This is a genomic window from Streptomyces sp. NPDC006235 (assembly GCF_040613735.1).
GTDB lineage: Bacteria > Actinomycetota > Actinomycetes > Streptomycetales > Streptomycetaceae > Streptomyces.
Genome location: NZ_JBEXSR010000076.1, coordinates 1 through 21,683 on the forward strand (window position 1 = coordinate 1; position 21,683 = coordinate 21,683).

Consider the following 21,683-nt stretch of genomic DNA (forward strand, 5'->3'; position numbering starts at 1 on the left):
TCCGGAAGGTGGACCCACTGCGTTCCTGTCTGGAACTTGTAGGCGATCGCGTCGATCACCTCACGATGATCCCGCCAGCGGCCACCCCGCTTCGGTGTCCGGTCCGGGAGCAACGGCTCGATCCGCGCCCACTGCGCGTCAGTCAACGGCACACCCGGACCAACGACCGACTGATCCAAACGAAACTGCCTAGCCGTCGTGGCCGCCTGGCCGCTGTGGCCGCCTGGCCGGCGTAGCCCCCTGGAGGCGGGCCGTCGTGCTGCTGGGGGGCGGCGCGTCACACCGCCCTCGGCGCCGACGCATGCCTCTCCAGAAACGCCGACACCCCGGACGCCCGCCGGTGCGGCGAGAGCACCCGCGCCGTAGCCGCCAGCATCGTCCGGATCCGGGACGACTGGACCTCCTCCAGCAGATCCAGCACCCGCATCCCCGCCACGGCCGCCTCGTCCGGCCGCCCGCCCCGCGCGAGGTCGTCCGCCAGCTCCGCCGTGTACAGCGCGATGTTCCGTGTGAAGTGCGGATCCTGGAGCTCCGCCGCCCGCCGCGCGTGCCGGGCCGCTCGGGGCCAGTCGCCGAGCGTGGACCAGCACTGCGCCTCCAGGCCCTCCAGCTCGGCCTCTCCGTAGAAGCTCATCCACTCGGGGTCCTCGTCCGAAGGGCCCCGGTCGAAGAGGGCCTGCGCCCGGGCCAGTGCCTGCTCGCAGCCGACGCGGTCGGCGAGGCCCGCCCAGCCGCCCGCCTCGCGCAGCGCGAGCAGTGACATCAGCCGGGCCGAGCCGACGGGCCGGGCGACGCGCTGTGCGGCCTGGGCGGCCCGGACCGCCTCGCGCGGCCGGCCCGCGTCGCGCGCGAGGAAGGCCGTGTTGCAGAAGGCGTGCGCCTCCAGGCCCGGGTCGCCGGTCATCCGGGCGGTCGCCAGGGCCTCCGCGTAGTGCGAGCGGGCGTCGTCGAAGCGGCCCGAGTCGTGGGCCAGCCAGCCCACGGAGATGGCGAGTTCACCGGCGCCCGAGTAGAGTCGGTCCGCCGTCGTCTGCCGGGTCGTACCGGCGTCCAGCAGGGCGTAGGCGGCACGCAGCGGGGCCGCCGCGCGGCGGTAGAGGCCGTCGGCCCCGTGCCGGTCGTCGAGCAGCCGGATGCGGCGGACGGCGTCTTCCAGAGCACCCGCGTCGCTCGCCCCGGCGCGGCGCGCGGGGCGCTGTGCCGCCGCGGCGTCGAGGGCGAGGCCGACGGGCCCCAGCGAGGCAGCGGCCACCGTGGCGCCGCCGCCGGTCATGAATGCGCGACGTAGCACGTCGCTCTCCTCGTAGGTGTCGTGCGGGTGGTACGGGTCGTACGGGTTCTGCGTTTCATACGGCTCGCACGCCCCGCTGGTCTCACGGGTGGCGTTCGCCGGGTTCGGGGTGCACGTCAGGGGCGCGTCCTCGGTGTCACGCGCCCGGCGTCCGCGTACCGACGAGCGGGGCGCGAACCCCAGGTCGGTGAGTGTGCGGCCAGGGAACATGTGCAGGAACACCCGTTCGTACGCGTAGTTGGGACAGCGGATCTCGCCCGCCTCGACCCGGCCGATGTACCGCGCGTCACAGCTGACCTGCTCGCCGATCTCCAGGGCCGCCCGGCGGATCACCGCGGCGAACTCGGCCGGCGAGCGCTGTCCGCGCAGCTGCCGGAAGGCGAGGTTGGGCCGTGGTGGCCGGTTGGGTTGAGACGAGGTCACCGTTGACGACGCCATGGCCGGGTCCTCTCGTGCGAACCGTCGAACCATGCCGGGTTCGGGGCGAGATGTACGTGTTGTCCCGTATGGTCTGCCCCGTGTCCGGCGGGCAAGAACGTACCTGCTGTGCCGGAGCCCTCACGCTGGGTTTGGCTACAAACCGGATATCTCATCCGTGATCCGCCATGAAGTGCCATCCTTTGCGGCTGACTTCCGCCGTAGCCGTTGACGGGCTGCCGCGTTGAACCCTGTGGACCGGGAGGCCCCCGACTCCCGACCGCTCGTCCAAGCAGGGGTTCCGTGGTGGAGGCCGGGATGGAGACCAGCCGGATCAACGATCCTCGTACACCGCCGAGTGCGCCGCCGTCCGGCTGCGATGTCGTGACGGTGCCGGCGCGGCAGGGGCTGGAGGCGGTCGACATCCTGCGGCGCGGGACCGGCGAGGCGGTCGGGCCCGTACTGCACGACGACGGCGGTGGCACGCTGGGCTTCCTCGTGCCGCCTGGGACGGCCGCGGCGTGGGACGTGCCGGGGAGCACGTGCACGGAGACCGACGGACACGGACTGCCCCTGGCCCCCGAACCTCCCGTGGAGGGCTCGGACTGGCTGCTGCCGCCCGGCGAGGCAGACCTCGCGACGGACCCCGCGGTACTGCGCAAGGCCCTCGGCGAGGCGGCCCGGACGATCAAGGCAGCGGACAGCTGCCGCTGAGGCGCCGGTGGGGGGCGGGTGCTCAGGTCCGGGGCGCTCACGGCCGGCGGGGGACTGACGCACGGCAGGAGCGTACGTCCCGCTTAACGCCCGCCCCCGATAATGACCCCATGGGAAAGTCCAGGAGCGGTCGGCGCAGGCAGGCCGGTGCGGAAGCCGTCGTCGAGAGTGTCGACGGCGGGCTCGCCGAGCTCATCCCCGACCGTGACCGGGCCCGGGCCTGGACCCTGGTGATCGACGGGGCCCCGCAGTCGCACGTCGACCTGGACGACCCGGCGTACCTCTCCTTCGAGTACCAGCGCCGGCTCGGACACGTCATCGACCTCGTCGCCCCGCCGGGCCGGCCCGTGCACGCCGTGCACCTCGGCGGAGGGGCGTTCACCCTCGCCCGGTACGTCGCCGCCACCCGGCCCCGCTCCACCCAGCAGGTCGTCGAACGGGACGCCGGCCTCGTGCAAATGGTGCGCCGCGAGCTGCCGTTGGACCCGAACGCGCGCCTCAGGGTGCGGTCCGTCGACGCCCGTGAAGGGCTCGCCAAGGTTCCGGACGGCTGGGCCGACCTGGTCATCACCGATGTGTTCAGCGGCGCCCGGACACCGGCCCATCTGACCTCCACCGAGTTCCTCGACGACGTGCGCAGGGCGCTGAAGCCCGGCGGTGTCTACGCCGCCAACCTCGCCGACGGGCCGCCGCTCGCCCACCTGCGCGGCCAGATCGCCACCGCCGCAGCCCGTTTCGAACAGCTCGCGCTGGTCGCCGACCCGACGGTGCTGCGCGGCAAACGCTTCGGGAACGCCGTCCTGGTCGCCTCCGACCAGCCGCTGCCGGTCGCCGAACTGACCCGCCGTGCCGCCTCCGACCCGCATCCCGGCCGGGTCGAGCACGGCGGGACGCTCACCGACTTCACCGGCGGGGCCGCACCCGTCACGGACGTCGCGGCCGTGGCGTCCCCCGCGCCGCCCGCTTCGGTGTTCCGGTGAGCCCCTGCGGCAGGCACCTGTACGGCACGCACTCGTACGGCACTCAGTAGGTCCCGATCTCCACGCGCGGCGGTCCGTCGTGCCAGGTGCAGAACACCGACACCCGGTCCGCGCCCGAGGAGAACTCCACGCGGATCCACGACTCCGTCTTCCACACCTGCATCGACCAGCCCGCACCGGGAGTGGCCGAGACGAGGGAGGCGGAGGTCCTGCCCAGGTCGAAGACCGCCCGGCCGCCCTCGGTGTCGTAGCTCTTGACCTCGCCGGTGGCCGTCGGGGAGGGACTGGGGGGTCGTGGGGGAGTCGGGCTCGGCTTTCGGGCCGTGGGCGGTGGCGGTGGACTCGGCGTCCGGCTCGGTCGCGGACTCCTCCGCTGCGACGGCGTGGCCGGCGGCTTCGACTCCAGCCTGGGCGCATCGGCGGCCTTGACGGGCAGGGCGCGCGGCGGGTCGTAGGCCGTGCCCGCCATCACCGTGTGGACACCCCACCACGACAGCGTGACCGCCGCGCCCGTGGCGAGCAGCCATGCCAGTACGTGAAGGAGTCCTCTGCGCATCGCCGGTCATACTGCCTCACGCGTCCCACGCGTTGTCCACAAACGGGAGTCTCGCGGGGCCGGTTGTCCCCAGGCGCGGAGTTGTCCACAGGCCCGCACCCGGCTGTTCGAGATGGCGTACGGTGCGGCGCATGGCAAGTGTGCTCGTGGTCGAGGACGACCTGTTCGTACGCTCGGCGCTCATCCGGCACCTGACCGACGCCTCGCACACCGTACGCAGCGTCGGGACGGCACTGGAGGCGCTGCGCGAGGTCGCCCATGTCCGCTTCGACGTGGTGATCCTGGACCTCGGACTGCCCGATCTCGACGGCTCCGAGGCCCTGAAGATGCTGCGCGGCATCACGGACGTGCCGGTGATCGTCGCCACGGCCCGGGACGACGAGGCGGAGATCGTCCGGCTGCTGAACGCCGGGGCGGACGACTACCTGACCAAGCCCTTCTCGGTCGAGCACCTGTCGGCCCGCATGGCGGCCGTGCTGCGCCGCGCCCGCTCCGGCTCGGGTGAAGGGGAGCCGTCCCCGGTGATCCGGGTGGGCGGCCTGACCGTCGATCCGCTGCGCCGCCAGGCCGAGCTGGACGGCGCGCGGCTCGACCTCACCCGCCGCGAGTTCGACCTGCTCGCCTTCCTGGCCCGCCGCCCCGGGGTCGTCGTCCCCCGCAAGGAACTGCTCGCCGAGGTCTGGCAGCAGTCGTACGGCGACGACCAGACCATCGACGTCCATCTGTCCTGGCTGCGCAGGAAACTGGGCGAGACGGCCGCCAACCCCCGCTATCTGCACACCCTTCGGGGCGTCGGCGTGAAGCTCGAACCGCCGGGGGCGGAGGCGCCGCGATGAGGTGGGCCCTGGTCAAGGTGTCGCTGGCGGTCACCACCATGGTCGTGCTCGCCTTCGCGGTGCCGCTCGGACTCGTCATCCGCGAGATGGCCCGGGACCGCGCCTTCTCCAATGCCGAGCGGGAGGCCGCGGCCGTCGCCCCGGCGCTGTCCATCACCACCGACCGTGATCAGCTCGAACGGGTCGTGGCCTCCGCCGGCTCCGGCGCCGGGATGGCCGTGCACATACCGGCGGGCGACGGCCAGCAGGCCCTGGAGCTCGGGCGGCAGCGCGCGGCCGACGAGGACATCGCCGCCGTGCGGAAGCTGGGCCGCGCCTCCACCACGGCAGTGGCCGGCGGTTCGACGCTGCTGCAGCCGGTCGCGCTCAGCACCGGCGAGATCGCGGTCGTCGAGGTGTACGTGCCGGAGGCCGAGGTCACCAACGGCGTGGGCACGGCCTGGGCGGTGCTCGCCGGGGTCGGTGTCGCGCTGGTCCTCGGCTCGGTCGCGGTCGCCGACCGGCTGGGCGTGCGGATGGTCCGGCCCGCCAAGCGCCTGGTCGAGGGGGCCCGCGACCTGGGGGAGGGCAGGCTCGGCGCCCGCGTGCCCGAGGAGGGCCCGACCGAACTGCGGCTCGCCGCGGTCGCGTTCAACTCGATGGCCGACCAGGTCGTCCAATTGCTGGCGAACGAACGGGAGCTGGCGGCCGACCTGTCCCACCGGCTGCGCACGCCCCTGACCGTGCTGCGGCTGAACGCCGCCTCGCTCGGTGAGGGACCGGCCGCCGAGCAGACCCGGACCGCGGTCGAGCAGCTGGAGCGCGAGGTCGACACCATCATCCGTACGGCCCGGGAGGCCAAGCCGCAGACGGCCGCGGCCGGCCCGGGCGCCGGGTGCGACGCCGCCGAGGTGGTCCGGGAGCGGATGGCCTTCTGGTCGGCGCTCGCGGAGGACGAGGGCCGCAAGTGGCGGGTGTCCGGGGCCGACCGGCCGGTGCGCATCCCCGTGGCCCGCGCCGACCTGGCCGCCGCGCTCGACGCGCTGCTGGGCAACGTCTTCCGGCACACCCCGGAGGGCACCGCCTTCGCGGTCGACGTGCACAACGGCGAGGACGCGGTGATCGTCCTCGTCTCCGACGCGGGCCCGGGCATATCCGACCCGCAGGCCGCCATGGCGCGGGGCCGCGGCTCCGGGACCGACGGCTCGACCGGGCTCGGGCTGGACATCGTGCGCCGGCTCGCGGAGTCGACCGGCGGGGACGTACGGATCGGTTCCTCGGTGCTCGGCGGGACCGAGGTGCGGATCTGGATCCAGGTGGACGGCCGGGCGCCGGTGAGCCGCAGGGGCCACCGCGGGCCGGTGCGCCGCCGGCGGCGGGGCAGGCTGGTTGCCGCATACAACCGCTCCCGCTCTGTCTGACCCCTCGGACGGCCGGTCACGCTCACGGGTCGGTCACGTTTCGACAAATGAAGGGAACGGCCCTTGACGCATGACCGGACATACGGCTGTTATTGCGCCACCGTGTTCGGTCAAGTTGATTTCTGGTCGATTAAGACTGGATTTCACGCCACCCTCGTGGCCGAACCCTGCCCCAGGAGCCGTTCATGCGCGACCTCTCTCCTTCCGGACTCTCCCTCCCCGCTGCCAGCCGCCGCTCCGTCCTGCGCGGCATAGGCGGCGCGGCCCTGCTCGGCGCCGGCATACCCCTGCTGAGCGCCTGTGGCGGCAGCGGCGCGGCCGCCGACCCGAAGACGGTCAGCCTCGGCTCGAACTCCTCGGACGCGGTGCCGAAGAAGGCGTTCGCCGAGATCTACGCCGCCTTCACGAAGAAGTCCGGCATCAAGGTCGACGTGAACACCAAGGACCACAACACATTCCAGGAGCAGATCAACTCCTACCTCCAGGGCACGCCCGACGACGTGTTCACCTGGTTCGCCGGGTACCGCATGCAGTTCTTCGCGTCGAAGAAGCTGGCCACCCCGATCGACGACGTGTGGCAGAAGATCGGCGGGAACTTCCCCGACGCGATGAAGAAGCTCAGCAAGGGCGAGGACGGCAAGTACTACTTCGTGCCGCTGTACACGTACCCGTGGGCGGTCTTCTACCGCAAGAGCGTCTTCGCCCAGCACGGCTACGAGGTCCCCACCACCTGGGACGACTTCGTCGCCCTGTGCAAGCGGATGCAGAAGGACGGGCTGGTCCCGATCGCCTTCGGCGACAAGGACGCCTGGCCCGCGATGGGCACGTTCGACCAGATCAACTTCCGCACCAACGGCTACGACTTCCACGTCGAGCTGATGGCGGGCAAGGCCTCCTGGACCGACCCCAAGGTGCGCAAGGTCTTCGACCACTGGACGGAGATCCTCCCCTACCACCAGGACGGCGCGGTGGGCCGCACCTGGCAGGACGCGGCCCAGACCCTGGTGGCGAAGAAGGCCGGCATGTATCTGCTGGGCACCTTCGTCGGCCAGCAGTTCACCAACAAGGCCGACCTGGACGACCTCGACTTCTTCGCCTTCCCGGAGATCGACCCGCAGTTCGGCCAGGACACCGTCGAGGCGCCCACCGACGGCTTCATGCTCTCCAAGGCCCCGAAGAACCGCGACGGCAGCGCCAAGCTGCTGGAGTACCTGGGCACCCCCGAGGCCGAGGAGATCTACCTCAAGGCCGACTCGAGCGTGGTGGCCGCCTCCACGAAGGCCGACACCGCCTCCTACACCGCGCTCCAGAAGAAGTCCTTCGAGATGATCTCCAGCGCGAAGAGCCTGACGCAGTTCATGGACCGCGACTCCCGCCCGGACTTCACCTCCACGGTGATGCAGCCCGCGCTCCAGAACTTCGTCCGCAACCCCAAGAACGTCGACAGCATCCTCTCGTCGATCGAGCGTCAGAAGAAGACGATCTTCGCGTCCTCCTGACCGAACGGAGAATCGACGACTCGGATCCGACATGACTGCCACCCCCGCCAAGGTCCCGGAGACGGCCGACGAGCCGGCTCCGGGGCCCGCCCCCGCGTCCACGACCGCCAAGGTGCCCCACGGGCACAGGCGCCTGCTGACCCGCCGCGACCGCATCACGCTCGGCCTGATGGCGGGCGTGCCGACGATCCTGCACGTCGCCCTGGTGTGGCTGACGGCCCTCGCCTCCATCGCGCTGGCCTTCACCAGCTGGGACGGCATCGGCTTCGACACCATCCACTGGGTCGGCCTGGAGAACTTCAGGCAGCTGTTCACCAGCAACCCGCAGTTCTGGCCCGCCGTCGAGCACAACGTCGTCTGGTTCGTCGTGCTCATCCTGCTGCCCACGCCCTTCGGCCTGTTCCTGGCCGTGCAGCTGGACAAGCGGATCCGCTTCAGCCGCGTCTACCAGACCGCCTTCTTCCTGCCGGTGGTGGTGTCGCTGGCGGTCACCGGCTTCGTCTGGCAGCTCGTCTACAACCCCGACACCGGCTTGATCAACAGCCTCATCGGAGCCAACAAGCCCGGCCACTACATCGACTGGATCGGCGACCCGGACCTCAACCTCTGGGCCGTCCTGGTCGCCGCCTCCTGGCGGCACGCCGGCTACATGATGATCCTCTACCTGGCCGGCCTGAAGGGCGTCGACCCCGCCCTGCGGGAGGCGTCCTCGCTGGACGGCGCCAACGAATGGCAGACGTTCAAGAACGTCGTCTTCCCGACCCTGCGGCCCACCAACACCGTCGTCCTGGTCGTCACGATCATCGAGGCCCTGCGCGCCTTCGACCTGGTCTTCGTCTTCAACAAGGGCGCCCAGGGCACCGAGCTGCTGTCGATCCTGGTGACCAACAACATCATCGGCGAGTCCAGCCGGATCGGATACGGCTCCGCCATCGCCGTCGTCCTGCTGGTGATCTCGCTCGCGGTGATCATCCCGTACCTGATCGCCACCTTCCGGAAGGAGCGGCGCGCATGAGCACCGTCGCCGGCGCTCACAAGCAGCGCACCCCCATCCGCCCCGCCCGGATCCTGCTGCACACCTTCCTCGCCGTCACGGCGCTGGCCTGGCTGGCGCCCCTGCTGTGGGCGCTGCTCGCGGCGATGCGGCCCTACGCGGAGACCAGCACGAAGGGCTATGTCTCCTGGCCCGACAAGCTGAGCTTCGACAACTTCACGAACGCCTTCCAGCAGTCGGACATGCTGCACTACTTCGGCAACACGCTGCTCGTCGCCGTGCCGGCCGTGCTGCTGACGCTGCTGCTGTCGTCGATGGTCGCCTTCTACGTCAGCCGCTTCGACTTCCGGATCAACCTGTCGCTGCTGCTGGTCTTCACGGCGGGCAACCTGCTGCCGCAGCAGGTCATCATCACCCCGCTGTACCGGCTGTACCTGCTGATCGACCTGCCCGGCATCACCATGTCCGGCAAGCTCTACGACTCCGCGCTCGGCCTGGTCCTGATCCACGTGGCGTTCCAGTCCGGCTTCTGCGCGTTCGTACTGAGCAACTACATGCGCTCGCTGCCGCACGAACTGACCGAGGCCGCCCTGGTCGACGGCGCCTCCGTGTGGCGTCTGTACTGGCAGATCGTGCTGCCGCTGTGCAAGCCCGCGATGGCCGCCCTCGCCACCCTGCTGTCCATCTGGATCTACAACGACTTCTTCTGGGCCATCGTCCTGATCTCCACCGGCGAGAACATGCCGATCACCTCGGCGCTGAACAACCTCTCCGGCCAGTACTTCACCGACCCCAACCTGGTCGCGGCCGGAGCTCTGCTCACGGCCATCCCCACCCTCATCGTCTACTTCGTGCTCCAGCGCCAGTTCGTCAGCGGCCTGACCCTGGGCGCCAACAAGGGCTGACCTTCCCGAAAGAGATCACCGTGCAGCACCCCTTCACGCCGCTGGCCTCCGTGCCCGTCGACCGCCGCCGCGCCCGCGTCCACGAGGAGGGCTGGCAGTCCTGGAGCCCCAGCGGCGCCTACGCCCTCGGCGCGGCGCCCTACCGCCCGGCCAACGCCAACTGGGCCACGGTCTGCTACCGGCCCGGCGTCACCGTCCCCGACGGCGTCTTCCAGGGGGAGGGCCTGCTCGCGCTCGACCCCGGCGACGGCTCACCGGTCCGGCTGTGGGCGGCGGCCGAGCCGACGCGCGAGGTGCCGTCGATCCGGCTCGCCGTACGGGGCGGGATCGCGGAGGTCGGTGCCGACGGCCCGGTGAAGGAGTGGACGGGCGACGACATCCAGTCCGTGCTGGGCGACTGGGCCTGCGCTCTCGGCATCGCGGCCCCGCGCCCGGCACCCACCGTCTGGTGCTCCTGGTACGAGTACTTCACGCACGTCACCGAGGACGACATCCACGAGAACCTCCGCGCGATGGACACCCTCGACCTGCCCGTCGACGTCGTCCAGATCGACGACGGCTACCAGCGGGCCCTCGGCGACTGGCTCACGCTCTCAGGACGCTTCCGCTCCCGCGCCGGAATCGCCGAGAAGATCCGCTCCCGCGGCCGCCGCGCCGGCATCTGGACGGCCCCCTTCCTCGTCGACCCCGCGAGCGACCTGGCCGCCGAGCACCCCGACTGGCTGGTCCGCGACACCGCCGGCGGCTTCGCCCACGCCGGCCGCAACTGGGGCCACGACCTGCGCGTCCTGGACACCACCCACCCGGACGCGGCGGCGTACCTGACCGAGGTCTTCACCACCCTGCGCGCGGAGGGCTACGACTACTTCAAGACCGACTTCCTCTACGCGGGCGCCCTGGACGGCATCCGCCACGCGGACGTCGACCCCCTCACGGCGTACCGCTGCGGCATCCGCCTGATCCGCGACGCGATCGGCCCGGACTCCTACCTCCTGGGCTGCGGCGCCCCGATGCTCCCCTCCATCGGCCTGTTCGACGCCATGCGCGTCAGCCCCGACACGGCACCCCACCGCCGCCCCGAGGCCGACGACTACTCCCAGCCGGGCCAGGACCCGGCCGAGTTCACGGGCGCGGCCCGCCAGTGGCAGCACGACCGCCTCTGGACCAACGACCCCGACTGCCTGATGGCCCGCCCGGCCGTCGAGACCCGCGAACAGTGGGCGGCACACGTGGAGTCCACCGCAGGCCTGATGGCCTCCAGCGACCGCCTGCTGTCACTCGACGCGTGGGGCGTGGAGACGACCCGCCGGCTCCTGACACCACGCGTCGTCTCCTGAAAAGCCGGGGCGCGTGAAAAGCCGGGGCGCGGCACCCCCCTATCAGTGCCGCGCCCCGTCCCCCCGCCCCCGCAGTGGCTAGACCGCCTCCGCCTCGGGCAGCGTGCCCGTCCGGGCCGCTCGGGCGTACCAGTGGGCGCTGGACTTCGGGGTGCGTTCGAGCGTGGCGTAGTCCACGTACACCGCGCCGAAGCGCTTGCCGTAGCCGTACGACCACTCGAAGTTGTCCATCAGGGACCACAGGAAGTAGCCGCGGACGTCCGCGCCGTCGGCGATCGCGCGGCGGACCGCCGACAGGTGGCCGTGCAGGTAGGCGACGCGCTCCGGGTCGTGCACCCGGCCGTCCGAGTCGATCTTGTCGTCGTAGGCCGCGCCGTTCTCGGTGATGTACAGCGGCAGGCCCGGCGCCTCCCGGGTGTAGCGCATGATCAGCTCGTGCAGGCCGGTCGGGTCGATCGTCCAGCCCATCTCGGTGCGGTCACCGGGCGTCTGGTGGAAGGCGACGTCCTCCGCGGCCGGCCAGGGGGAGTGCTCGCTGGAACCGTGGCCGTCGGCGCGCGGACCCTTCGCCGCCGGGTCGGCCGCCGAGACCAGCGCGGGCGTGTAGTAGTTGAGGCCCAGCGCGTCCAGCGGCTGGTTGATCAGTGCCAGGTCGCCGTCGAGGACATGGTTCCAGTCCGTGAGCTCCGCCGTCGCCACGTACAGCGACTCCGGGTACGCGCCGTGCAGGATCGGGCCGTGGAAGACGCCGTTGGCCAGGTCGTCGATCTTCCGGGCCGCCGCCAGGTCCGCCGGGCTCTGCGAAAGCGGCCTGGCCACCGTGGAGTTGAGGCTGATCGCGACCGTGTTGCGGGCCGGCATCACCGACCGCAGGGCGGACGCGCCCAGCCCGTGCGCCAAGTTCAGGTGGTGCGCGGCACGCAGCGATGCCGCCGGATCCGTCCGGCCCGGGGCGTGCACCCCGGAGGCATAGCCCAGGAACGCGCTGCACCAGGGCTCGTTGAGCGTCATCCACTGCTCGACCCGGTCGCCCAGCGCCTCGCCGACGATCTGCGCGTATTCCGCGAAACGGTACGCCGTGTCCCGCTCCGGCCAGCCGCCCGCGTCCTCCAGCTCCTGCGGCAGGTCCCAGTGGTAGAGCGTGACGGCCGGCTTGATGCCCTTGGACAGCAGTTCGTCGACCAGCCGGCGGTAGAAGTCCAGGCCCTTCTGGACGGCCGGACCCCGGCCGGTCGGCTGCACCCGCGACCAGGAGACGGAGAAGCGGTAGGCGCCCAGGCCCAGCTCCGCCATCAGCGCCACGTCCTCGCGGTAGCGGTGGTAGTGGTCGACAGCGATGTCACCGGTGTCGCCACCGGCCGTCTTGCCCGGCGTATGGCTGAAGGTGTCCCAGATCGACGGCGTACGGCCGTCCTCCCGCACCGCGCCCTCGATCTGGTACGCGGAGGTCGCCGCGCCCCAGAGGAAGGCGGGGGGGAAGGTCACCGCAGTGGCCGGGTTCTCGGAGTCAGGCATGGAAGCGCTCCCATTGGGGTCGTGGAGACCGACGGTGGAGGGGGGAGGGGGGAGGAAGAGGGAGAGAAGGGGCCGGAGCAGCGCTGGCCCAGCCCCTGGAAACAGGGGGTCAGCCCTTCACGGCGCCCTGCATGATGCCGCCCACGATCTGCTTGCCGAAGATCGCGAAGACCAGCAGCAGCGGCAGCGTACCCAGCAGCGCGCCCGCCATGATCAGGGACTGGTCGGGCGTGTAGCCGCGTCCGAGGCCCGCGACCGCGACCTGCACGGTCGGGTTGCCCATCTGGGTCAGCACCAGGAACGGCCACAGGAAGTCGTTCCAGGTCTGCACGAACGTCAGCATCCCGAGCACGGCCATCGCCGGCCGCGCCGCCGGGAACACCACGTGCCACACCACACGCCAGCTGCTCGCCCCGTCGACCCGGGCGGCCTCGATGATCTCGTCCGGCAGGGCCTGGATCAGGTACTGCCGCATGAAGAACACACCGAACGCGCTCACCAGCGACGGCAGGATCACCGCCTGCAACTGGTCCGTCCAGTCGAGCTTGGCGACCATCATGTACAGCGGGATCACGCTCAGCTGCGGCGGCACCATCATCGTGCCGATCACGATCAGCATCAGCGCGCCACGGCCCCTGAACCGCAGCTTGGCGAAGGCGAAACCGGCGATCGTCGACAGGAAGACGATGGTCAGCGCCGAAGTACCCGCCACGATCGTGGTGTTGAAGAACGCCTCCCCCAGATTGGCGTCCTTCCAGGCGATCTCCAGCTTGTCGAACAGACCCGAGCCGAACCAGAACGGCGGTGGCGTCTGCGCGAGCCGCTGGTTGTCACGCGAGGCGGCGATCGCCGTCCACACCAGCGGGAACAGCGAGACGATCGTGAACACGATGAGGACCGCGTACGCGATCGGACCGCCGTGCAGCGTCCCGCCGGCCCGCGCGGACTTCGGCAGGCGGGGGCGTTTGGACTCCTTCGCGGGCGCAGCGCCGGGCGGCGGGGCGTCCTGGGGTGTCACAGTCGTCGTCACGGCCGGAACTCCTTAACTACTGGCGCGCAGCCGGCGCGAGATGACGTAGTTGACGATGCCGATGACGATCAGCATGAGGAACATCGTCCAGGCGATCGCCGAGGCACGGCCCAGGTGCTGGGCGACCCAGCCCTGCTCGTACAGATACAGCCCGAGCGTCTGGAACTGGTGCTCCGCGCCGCCCGACGTGCCCCTGTTGGCGTCGAACAGCAGCGGCTCGCCGAAGACCTGGCTCGCGCCGATCGTCGACACGACACAGGTGAACAGGATCGTCGGGCGCAGCGCCGGCAGCGTCACATGGATGAACTGCTGCCAGCGGTTGGCCCCGTCCAGCGCCGCCGACTCGTACAGGTCCTGCGGGATCGCCTGCATCGCGGCCAGGTAGATCAGCGCGTTGTAGCCGGTCCAGCGCCAGATGATGATCGACGAGACGGCTATCTGCGAGTACCACTTGTCGTTCTGCCAGTCGACCGGGTTGATGCCGACCATGTCGAGCGCCCAGTTGATCATGCCGTAGTCACGGCCGAAGAGCAGCACGAACACCAGGGAGGCGGCGGCGATCGACGTCGCGTACGGCGCGAGCATCGCGACCCGGAAGAAGGTCGAGGCCCGCAGCTTGTAGTTGAGGATGTGGGCGATGCCCATCGCCATCAGCAGTTGCGGGACGGTGGAGATGATGCCGATGGTCAGGGTGTTCTTCGCCGCGTTCCAGAAGAACTCGTCGTCGAAGATCCGGGTGTAGTTGCGCAGCCCGACCCAGTTCATGTCGGTCGGCGCGGTCAGCTCCACCTGGTGCAGCGAGGCCCAGCCCGTGTAGATCAGCGGGAAGAGGCCGAACGCGACGAACAGCAGGAAGAACGGCGAGACGAAGGCGTACGGGCTCCAGCGGATGTCCCGCTGCCAGCGCCGGGACAGCCGGTCCCGGCGGCGCCGCTCCTTCTCCAGGGACACGGGGTCCGCGGGCGGGCGGCCCGGGGCCGCGCCCCCCTCGGCGGGGGGCGCGGCGGTGTCGTGGCGGGTGGCCATACGGGTCACTGGTCCAGCTTGTTGTCGATGGTCTTGGTGGCGGAGTCCCAGGCCTCCTTGGCCGACTTGCCCTTCGTCGCCAGGATCACGCCGTTGTCCGTCAGGCCCTGCATGATGATCTGGTCCTTCGGGCCGATCACCTGTTCCGGGGCGGCCTTGGCGGCCTCCGCGAAGACCGGGCCGATCTTCTGGTCACCGGTCATCTCGTTCGTCGCGCCGGTCACCTCGGGCATGGTGTAGGTGGACGGGGCGCTCGGGAAGCTGGCCTGCACCTTGAACAGCTTCGCCTGCTGCTCCGGCGCGGTCAGCCAGGCCACGAACTTCTGCGCTTCCTTCACGTTCTTGCCGCTCTTCGGCACGGTGAGGAAGGTGCCGCCCCAGTTGCCGCCCTTGGGTGCGGTGGCCACGGCCCACTTGCCGGCCGCGTCCGGCTTCGAGTAGCCCTTGATCGTGCCGAGCATCCACGGCGGGCAGGCGATGGCGGCGAACTTGTTGTTGGCGATCGAGGAGTTCCAGCCCGGCTGGAACTGCGTCTCCGACTGGACGAGGCCCTTCTTGGCGGCATCCGCGGTCAGGTCGAAGGCGGCCTTGACGGCCGGGTTCGTCTTGTAGATGACCTCGCCGGAGGAGTTGTAGAACTTCTCCTTCTCGCTGCCCAGGACCGCCTGGATCAGACCGCCGGGGGAGTCCATGAAGTAGGTGCCCTTGGGGGCCTTCGCCTTGTAGCGCTCGCCGACCTGGACGAGCTTGGCCCAGTCACCGGCCCACAGCTTGCCGACCTCGGCCGGGTCGGTGGGCAGACCGGCCTGCTTGAAGAGGTCCGTGCGGTAGCAGATCGCCATCGGGCCGACGTCGGTGCCGAGGCCGATGGTCTTGCCGTCCTTGGTGGTGGCCTGCTGCCACTTCCAGTCCAGCCACTTGCTCTTGTCCACGCCCGGAGCCTTGGACATGTCCTCGAGCTTGTCGGCCTGGGTGGACGTGACCTCGGCGATGTTGGCGACTTCGACGGCCTGGACGTCCAGCAGACCGCTGTTGGTGGTGAGGTGGTTCAGCAGCGCCGGGTAGTAGTTCTCGTTCCGCTGGACGGAGTTCTCGGCGATCTTGATCTTCGGGTTGAGCTTCTCGTACTCGGCGTAGAGGCCGGCTTCCTTGAAGCCCATGGTGCCGAAGAGCCCCACGGAGATCGTCGTCTTGCCGTTGCTGTCGCCGGACGGGGAGCCGGAATTGTCGTCGCCGCCGTCGTCGGCACAGCCGGCCAGCAGCCCGGCGCCCAGCGACGCGACGGCCGCGAGGACCATCGCCTTGCGGGCGGTTCGGATGCGTGCTCGCATGTCGTCCTCCTGTTGCCCTGACGTGCCGACCCCCCGGCCAACTGCATTGTTGGGCCCGTTTTACTCGCTGCGGCTCGGGCGGGGAACGTGCGGGTTGTGTATGTGTCAGGTACTGTGGGAGCGCTCCCACCAGTGATGTGTTGAAGGTTCTCCGGTCGGGGCGGGGGTGTCAAGGGACCGGACAGCGAGAGATGCGTTCAGTTATCGGGCTGTTAACTGGACCCGGGCCGCAGTCCCTTGCGGCCCCGGGCGGCGGTATCGAGCCAGTCGGACCGGCCCGCGGGCACAAGCGGAAGGCCGTGGGCGGCGGGCCCCGGTAGCGGTCACTCCAACTGAAGAGCCTGTTAAATTCCAGGCCAGCCGCAGAGTGCGGGTGTGGACGGGAAGGCGGAGCCCATGGCAAGCCACGGAGCGCGGGGCCGAAGCGGTGGCCGGCCCACCCTCGAAGAGGTGGCGGCGCGCGCCGGTGTCGGCCGCGGCACGGTGTCCCGGGTGATCAACGGCTCGCCCCGGGTCAGCGACGCGACCCGCGCGGCCGTCGAGGCGGCGGTCGCCGAGCTCGGCTACGTCCCGAACACCGCCGCCCGCGCCCTGGCCGCCAACCGCACGGACGCGATCGCCCTGGTCGTGCCCGAGCCGGAGACCCGGTTCTTCGCGGAGCCGTACTTCTCGGACATGCTGAAGGGCGTCGGGGCGGAGCTGTCGGACACGGAGATGCAGCTGCTGCTGATCTTCGCGGGCAGTGACCGGGAGCGGCAGCGGCTCGCCCAGTACCTGGCCGCCCACCGCGTGGACGGTGTCCTGCTGGTCTCGGTCCACGCCGACGACCCCCTGCCGGACCTCCTCGCCCAGCTGGAGATCCCGGCGGTGATCAGCGGCCCGAGGTCCGCCGCCGAGACGCTGACCTCCGTCGACTCGGACAACTACGGCGGCGCCCGCCAGGCCGTCGAGCACCTCATGGAGCGCGGCCGCCGCACGATCGCCCACATCACCGGCCGCCTCGACGTGTACGGCGCGCAACGCCGCATCGACGGCTACCGCGACGCCCTGCGCGACGCGGGTCACGAGGTGGACGAGCTGCTGATCGAGCCGGGCGACTTCTCCGAGGAGGGCGGCCACCGGGCGATGGAGGCCCTGCTGTCCCGCCGCCCCGACGTGGACGCCGTCTTCGCCGCCTCGGACGTGACCGCGGCCGGCGCCCGCCAGGCCCTGCGCGAAGCGGGCCGCCGCATCCCCGACGACGTGGCGCTGGTCGGCTACGACGACTCCGCCATCGCCCGCCACCTGGATCCGCCCCTCACCAGCGTCCGCCAGCCCATCGAGGAGATGGGCCGCAGGATGATCGACCTGCTCCTGGCCGAGATCGCCGACCGCCGCCCGCCGGTGTCCCGGGGGCTGGAACGCCGCCAGGTGGTCCTGGCGACGGAACTGGTGCCGCGCACCTCGTCGTGAGCGGTCACGCCCTGCTGGGCCTCGCCGGGGCCGAGGAGGTCGAGCGGTACCTCGGTTCCGTGGGCGAGGTGTTCCGTGTCTTCCGCGACCAGGACTCGGGCTGTGTGTCGTACGGCGTCCGGCTCCCGGACGGCGACCGCTGGTTCGTGAAGGAGGCGACGACCGACACCGCCGAGCGTTCCCTGGACCGGGCCTGGGCCTTCCACCGGGCGGTGCGGCATCCGGTGATCGTCCCGCAACTGCACCGGTTCGCGGTACGGCACGGCCGTACGGCGGTGGTGATGCCGTGGCGCCGAGGCGAGGTCCTCTACCACCCGACCTCCCGAAGGCAGGGCGGCCGCGCTGAGCTGGACAGTCCCATGGCCCGCTTCCGCGCCCTGCCGCTCGACCGGGTCTGCCGTGCCCTGGACGGGGTGCTGGACGCGCACCTGGCGGTGGAGGCCGCGGGACACGTCGCCGTCGACCTCTACGACGGCGCGTTCCTGTACGACTTCGATGGCGACGAACTCCACTTGGTCGACCTCGACGAGTACCGCCCGGGCCCGTTCGTCCTGGCGGCGAACCGGCTCCCCGGCTCCCGCCGCTTCATGGCCCCGGAGGAGTTCCGCCGCGGCGCCCTGATCGACACCCGCACCACCGTCCACGCCCTGGGCCGGTCTCTGCGCCTCCTCCTGGACGCCGGCGACGACGAGTCGGCCTGGCGCGGGACAGCGGCGCAACGGGCGGTGGCAGAACGGGCGGCGCGGGCCGATCCGGGCGAACGGTACTGCAGCGTACGGGAGTTGACGGAGGCGTGGCGGGCGGTGACGTCTGGGGCGTACGACATCCCGTTGGCGGCCGGCCGCCGGGGCAACCATGCCGTCACCGGGCACCCGGCATGAGTTCGATGCGTACGTCGTCGGATTCGCGGAGTACATACGTCGAGTCGGTGTCGTGCCGCCATCCCGTGGGCACGGCGTAGTAGCGCCCGCCGCGCTCGATGACGACCCTCAGCTCGGTGTACCGATAGCGATAGTGCATCTGCCGACCGAGGTCCTTCACCTTCAGGCCGCGGCCGGTCATGCTCAGTCGGTCGGTGCTGAAGACGACGACCGCCGTTCTGCCGACCAGGTGATCGGCGTCGCGCTCCGCATCGCGCAGACCGCGTTCGTGTGCGGCCAGGGCGACAGCCCAGAGCAGGCACAGACACACCGCCGTGAGCGGAGCGCCTCGTGCCCGGATGCCGCCCGGGCGGCCGTCGTCGCCGGCGGCGGGCGGCTGACCGCACAGGATGCCGACGGCCAGGAGAACGGGCACGAGCCATCCGTACGGCTGGATACGGCTCCAGCAGAAGAGCATGGCGACCGCCACGCCCAGAACGAGCAGGTGGAGACGGGCCAGGCCCCGGACGACCCGTCGGAGCCGACCGATCAGGGCAGGCGGAAGGAGACGCGAAAGCGAGCGGCTCGGCAGCTGCGGATCCCGCAGTACGACCACGGCCACCACGGCGGTCAGCACCACGGGAGCCGTCACCAGATGCAGACTGCGCATGACGAACTCGGCGAAACTCAGGCCGAGCGCCAGCACGTCGATGTGGAAGTACTCGAAATACGCCCGGGTGTGGACCGCTCCGGCATAGAACAGCAGCGCCGCGAGGAGCGACACGAGGGTGGCCAGGTCGGCCGGGAAGCCGGCGCCCGGAAGGCGGGAGACGGGCGGCTCCGGGACACCGGTGCCGGATACGCGACGCAGGACCCGACGGCGCCGACGCCGGGCCCCGGCCTGCCGCGGACGACGTTCGGGCGGTGGCGCGGACGCGCGGAAGTGGGGAGGGGGAACGGCGGGCGGGTCGCTCATGACGGGGACGCCCCCGGGGACTTCGTCCCGGCCGGTGACGCCGTGGACGTGGAACCGCAGGAGGACGGAGGGCTGCCGGGCGAGGGACCGGGAGACGCGGAAGGGCCCGGGGACGGATCGGGGGACGCGGAGGTGCCGGCGGACGGGCCGGGGGACGCGGAGGTGCCGGCGGACGGACCTGAGGGACACGCGGGTGCCGCCGGGTCCGGCAGCAGTTGGTCCCCGGGGCCCGGGCCCGGGGCACGCGGTGGCGGCGGCACAGGGTCGACGGGGTCTCCACCGACAGACAGGTCGGGCGAGGGCGTGCTCGACCCGTCTGCCGACTGCGAAGGAGCGGGCCTGCTCACGGGGGCGCTCGGCTCACCGTGCCCGGGGGGTCCGTCCGGGACGGCAGGCCCCGAACTGGTGGTGGGCGAGTCGTCCGGGGCGCTCACGGACGCGCGCGGTGCTTCCGGGGTGGATTCCTGCACGGTCGACGAAGAGCAGCCCGCGGACGAGCCGAGCGAGGCGGCCACCGCGAGCACGAGGCATCGCGGTCTCAGATGCCGTGCCCGTGAACGCCCCATGTGCTGTCGTGCCCGCCCTGTCGCCCGATCCAGGCCCGACAGTCTGCCGGAGGAACGGGCTCCGGCAGGCCGATAGATCACTAATGACGATCTCTGCCCCCGCCTGATCACAGGTGACCGGAAGCGCGACAGGACGTCATCCGGGTCAGGGGCGCGGCCCCTGGGAGGCGGGCCTCGACGAATGGGCCGGCTGGGCCGCCAGGCACCACGCCCGCTACGGGCTCGGCCGCACGGCCCGCGAGGTCCGGGCAACCGTGCGGCAGATGCTCGCCGAGGCCGAACGGCGTCCGCTCCGGGTCGCGGGCACCCGTTTCGACGCCCCGGTCGTACGTGCTGCTCCGTCAGCTGATCCAGCATCAGGAGTACGACATGTCCTTCGCGTCCGCGGTCCGTGACCTGTCCGCCGCGGCGGCCGGGGACTTGGCCGAGCCGGGCCCGGACCTTTCCGCCCTGCTGGCCCTGCTGTCCTCCCCAAAGCTGGCGGACAGCCTGGTCGGCGGGGCGCTGTTCATGTGCGGCGACGGGGGCTGGCCGGCCGATCCGGAGACGTACTGGCGCAACAGCGTCCGCAGCCGGGCCACCGAGCCGGTCTTCGGCCCGCTCGTCAACGGCATGATCGCTTCGTGCGCGTTCTGGCTCACCGCCCCGCGCGAGCCGGGGACCGGCATCGCCAACTCCGTGCCGTGCTGGTGGTGCAGGCCCGGCGCGACAACGACGTCCCCTGCGCCGGTGCGCTGGAGGCTCCACCGCCGGCTCACCGGCTCCCGTCTGGTCACCGCCGACATCCGGTCCCACGGCGTCCACGGCCGCGGGGCGGAGGGGCTGACGCCGCCGGTGCCGTGTGCCGACCGTCTCGTGAACGGCTACCTGGGGACGGGACGGCTTTCCGCCGGGGACGTGGAGTGCGCGGGAGAGGGTGCGCGGTCGTGACGCCGTCGTGAAAAGGCTTCAGCCGGTGACTTCGCTCGTGAAGTCACCGGCTGAACACACAGGGTGAGTGACGGGACTCGAACCCGCGGCATCCTGGACCACAACCAGGTGCTCTACCAGCTGAGCTACACCCACCATGACCGGCTTGGAGATCAGTGACTTCCCCGACCGGCCGAGAAAAAGTGTACAGGGTCCGAAGGGGTGCTCGCGCCCGGCTTTCGCGGCGCCCCTCCACGGGCCCCCGGCACGGCTACTGCGCAGGCAGCACGTGCTTCGCGGCGATCTTCTTCGCGGTGTCCGAGTCGGGCCCGGGCTGCGGGACGAAGACGGCCTCGCGGTAGTAGCGCAGCTCCGCGATGGACTCGCGGATGTCGGCGAGCGCCCGGTGGTTGCCGTTCTTCTGCGGGCTGTTGAAGTACGCCCGCGGGTACCACCGGCGGGCCAGCTCCTTGATCGACGACACGTCGACGATCCGGTAGTGCAGGTAGTCCTCCAGCGTCGGCATGTCACGCAGCAGGAAGCCGCGGTCCGTGCCGACGGAGTTGCCGCACAGCGGGGCCTTGCCCGGCTCCTTGACGTGCTCCCTGATGTATGTCAGGACCTGCTCCTCGGCGTCCTTCAGCGTCGTGCCGTCCGGCAGCTCGGCGAGCAGCCCGGACGAGGTGTGCATCTGACGCACCACCTCAGGCATCGTCTCCAGCGCCCGGTCCGGCGGCCGGATGACGATGTCCACGCCCTCGCCGAGCACGTTGAGCTCGGAGTCGGTGACGAGGGCGGCCACCTCGATGAGCGCGTCGTCCGACAGCGAGAGGCCGGTCATCTCGCAGTCGATCCACACCATGCGATCGTTCATGTGTCTCACCTTACGGTGAGCCGCAGCGGGCCGGACCGGCCGTGCGGTGACCTTGTGGCCGCCGGGCGGGTCCGCCTCGCGGCCGAGGGCGCGCACCCGACCCCGAAACGGCACCGGGCCCCGAGCGGTCCTTGGATCAGGCGGGCAGTCGGCCCTTGCTGCGCATGGCGGCACGGACGCGTTCCTCGGCCAGACCGCGGCCTGCGATGTGCGGC

At 71.1% G+C, this 21,683-nt stretch carries 20 protein-coding genes and 1 tRNA gene; 11 read left to right on the forward strand and 10 right to left on the reverse strand.

The genetic code is table 11. The annotated features are described in order from the left end of the window. Nucleotides 1-281: transposase (locus tag ABZ192_RS41765; protein WP_356929683.1), on the reverse strand; the 281-nt coding region annotated here is incomplete at its 3' end. After that, nucleotides 278-1,729: a hypothetical protein gene (locus tag ABZ192_RS41770; RefSeq protein ID WP_356929684.1), complete on the reverse strand. Its 1,452-nt coding sequence runs from the start codon at nt 1,727-1,729 to the stop codon at nt 278-280. The genes ABZ192_RS41770 and ABZ192_RS41765, both read right to left, overlap by 4 nt. Nucleotides 1,730-2,026: 297 nt before the next feature. Between ABZ192_RS41770 and ABZ192_RS41775 the strand changes: the two genes are divergently transcribed. Both ABZ192_RS41775 and ABZ192_RS41780 read left to right on the forward strand, forming a co-directional pair. Further along, nucleotides 2,027-2,422 carry a hypothetical protein gene (locus ABZ192_RS41775; protein ID WP_356929685.1) on the forward strand — a complete coding sequence of 132 codons (396 nt, stop codon included), beginning with the start codon at nt 2,027-2,029 and terminating at the stop codon, nt 2,420-2,422. 110 nt (nt 2,423-2,532) lie between these two features. Next, on the forward strand, nt 2,533-3,402 hold the full coding sequence (locus tag ABZ192_RS41780) for a fused MFS/spermidine synthase (RefSeq protein WP_356929686.1): 870 nt from the start codon (nt 2,533-2,535) through the stop codon (nt 3,400-3,402). A gap of 43 nt (nt 3,403-3,445) precedes the next feature. Here the strand turns inward: ABZ192_RS41780 and ABZ192_RS41785 are convergent, their stop codons facing one another. Next, nucleotides 3,446-3,958: a hypothetical protein gene (locus tag ABZ192_RS41785; protein WP_356929687.1), complete on the reverse strand. Its 513-nt coding sequence runs from the start codon at nt 3,956-3,958 to the stop codon at nt 3,446-3,448. 131 nt (nt 3,959-4,089) lie between these two features. Here ABZ192_RS41785 and ABZ192_RS41790 point away from each other — a divergent pair, with 131 nt between their 5' ends. From ABZ192_RS41790 to ABZ192_RS41815, 6 genes are all read left to right on the forward strand, one after another. Next, a complete protein-coding gene (locus tag ABZ192_RS41790; protein WP_356929688.1) occupies nt 4,090-4,794 on the forward strand; it encodes a response regulator transcription factor in 705 nt (234 codons plus the stop codon). Beyond that, a complete protein-coding gene (locus tag ABZ192_RS41795; protein ID WP_356929689.1) occupies nt 4,791-6,194 on the forward strand; it encodes a HAMP domain-containing sensor histidine kinase in 1,404 nt (467 codons plus the stop codon). The genes ABZ192_RS41790 and ABZ192_RS41795 overlap by 4 nt, the downstream gene beginning before the upstream one ends. A gap of 185 nt (nt 6,195-6,379) precedes the next feature. Next, nucleotides 6,380-7,693, forward strand: coding sequence for an ABC transporter substrate-binding protein (locus ABZ192_RS41800; RefSeq protein WP_356929690.1), 1,314 nt, complete (start codon nt 6,380-6,382; stop codon nt 7,691-7,693). Nucleotides 7,694-7,724: 31 nt separating this feature from the next. Next, nucleotides 7,725-8,708 carry a sugar ABC transporter permease gene (locus ABZ192_RS41805; RefSeq protein WP_356929691.1) on the forward strand — a complete coding sequence of 328 codons (984 nt, stop codon included), beginning with the start codon at nt 7,725-7,727 and terminating at the stop codon, nt 8,706-8,708. After that, on the forward strand, nt 8,705-9,592 hold the full coding sequence (locus ABZ192_RS41810; protein WP_356929692.1) for a carbohydrate ABC transporter permease: 888 nt from the start codon (nt 8,705-8,707) through the stop codon (nt 9,590-9,592). The genes ABZ192_RS41805 and ABZ192_RS41810 overlap by 4 nt, the downstream gene beginning before the upstream one ends. A gap of 20 nt (nt 9,593-9,612) precedes the next feature. Beyond that, nucleotides 9,613-10,929, forward strand: a complete 1,317-nt coding sequence (locus ABZ192_RS41815) for a glycoside hydrolase family 36 protein (RefSeq protein WP_356929693.1) — start codon at nt 9,613-9,615, stop codon at nt 10,927-10,929. Nucleotides 10,930-11,007: 78 nt separating this feature from the next. Here the strand turns inward: ABZ192_RS41815 and ABZ192_RS41820 are convergent, their stop codons facing one another. The 4 genes from ABZ192_RS41820 to ABZ192_RS41835 form a co-directional block, all read right to left on the reverse strand. Further along, on the reverse strand, nt 11,008-12,444 hold the full coding sequence (locus ABZ192_RS41820; protein ID WP_356929694.1) for a GH1 family beta-glucosidase: 1,437 nt from the start codon (nt 12,442-12,444) through the stop codon (nt 11,008-11,010). 109 nt (nt 12,445-12,553) lie between these two features. Then, on the reverse strand, nt 12,554-13,474 hold the full coding sequence (locus ABZ192_RS41825; RefSeq protein WP_356929695.1) for a carbohydrate ABC transporter permease: 921 nt from the start codon (nt 13,472-13,474) through the stop codon (nt 12,554-12,556). A 12-nt stretch (nt 13,475-13,486) separates the two neighbouring features. After that, a complete protein-coding gene (locus tag ABZ192_RS41830; protein WP_356929702.1) occupies nt 13,487-14,500 on the reverse strand; it encodes a sugar ABC transporter permease in 1,014 nt (337 codons plus the stop codon). Between the two features lie 5 nt (nt 14,501-14,505). Further along, nucleotides 14,506-15,831 (reverse strand): extracellular solute-binding protein, encoded by a 1,326-nt coding sequence (locus tag ABZ192_RS41835; RefSeq protein WP_356929696.1) that lies wholly within the window; start codon nt 15,829-15,831, stop codon nt 14,506-14,508. 396 nt (nt 15,832-16,227) lie between these two features. Between ABZ192_RS41835 and ABZ192_RS41840 the strand changes: the two genes are divergently transcribed. Further along, a complete protein-coding gene (locus ABZ192_RS41840) occupies nt 16,228-17,283 on the forward strand; it encodes a LacI family DNA-binding transcriptional regulator (protein WP_356929697.1) in 1,056 nt (351 codons plus the stop codon). Continuing rightward, nucleotides 17,280-18,164, forward strand: coding sequence for a serine/threonine protein kinase (locus tag ABZ192_RS41845; RefSeq protein WP_356929698.1), 885 nt, complete (start codon nt 17,280-17,282; stop codon nt 18,162-18,164). Before ABZ192_RS41840 ends, ABZ192_RS41845 begins: the two co-directional genes overlap by 4 nt. Here the strand turns inward: ABZ192_RS41845 and ABZ192_RS41850 are convergent. Then, complete coding sequence (locus ABZ192_RS41850; RefSeq protein ID WP_356929699.1) at nt 18,145-19,308, reverse strand: hypothetical protein; 1,164 nt, start codon at nt 19,306-19,308, stop codon at nt 18,145-18,147. The genes ABZ192_RS41845 and ABZ192_RS41850 overlap by 20 nt on opposite strands. A gap of 746 nt (nt 19,309-20,054) precedes the next feature. Between ABZ192_RS41850 and ABZ192_RS41855 the strand changes: the two genes are divergently transcribed. Then, entirely contained in the window at nt 20,055-20,615 is a 561-nt protein-coding gene (locus tag ABZ192_RS41855; RefSeq protein WP_356929700.1) for an alpha/beta hydrolase, read from the forward strand. A 62-nt stretch (nt 20,616-20,677) separates the two neighbouring features. Here the strand turns inward: ABZ192_RS41855 and ABZ192_RS41860 are convergent. Both ABZ192_RS41860 and orn read right to left on the reverse strand, forming a co-directional pair. Continuing rightward, nucleotides 20,678-20,750, reverse strand: a tRNA-His gene (locus tag ABZ192_RS41860). A 115-nt stretch (nt 20,751-20,865) separates the two neighbouring features. Next, nucleotides 20,866-21,468 (reverse strand): oligoribonuclease, encoded by a 603-nt coding sequence (gene orn / locus ABZ192_RS41865; protein ID WP_356929701.1) that lies wholly within the window; start codon nt 21,466-21,468, stop codon nt 20,866-20,868. Nucleotides 21,469-21,683: the final 215 nt, after the last annotated feature.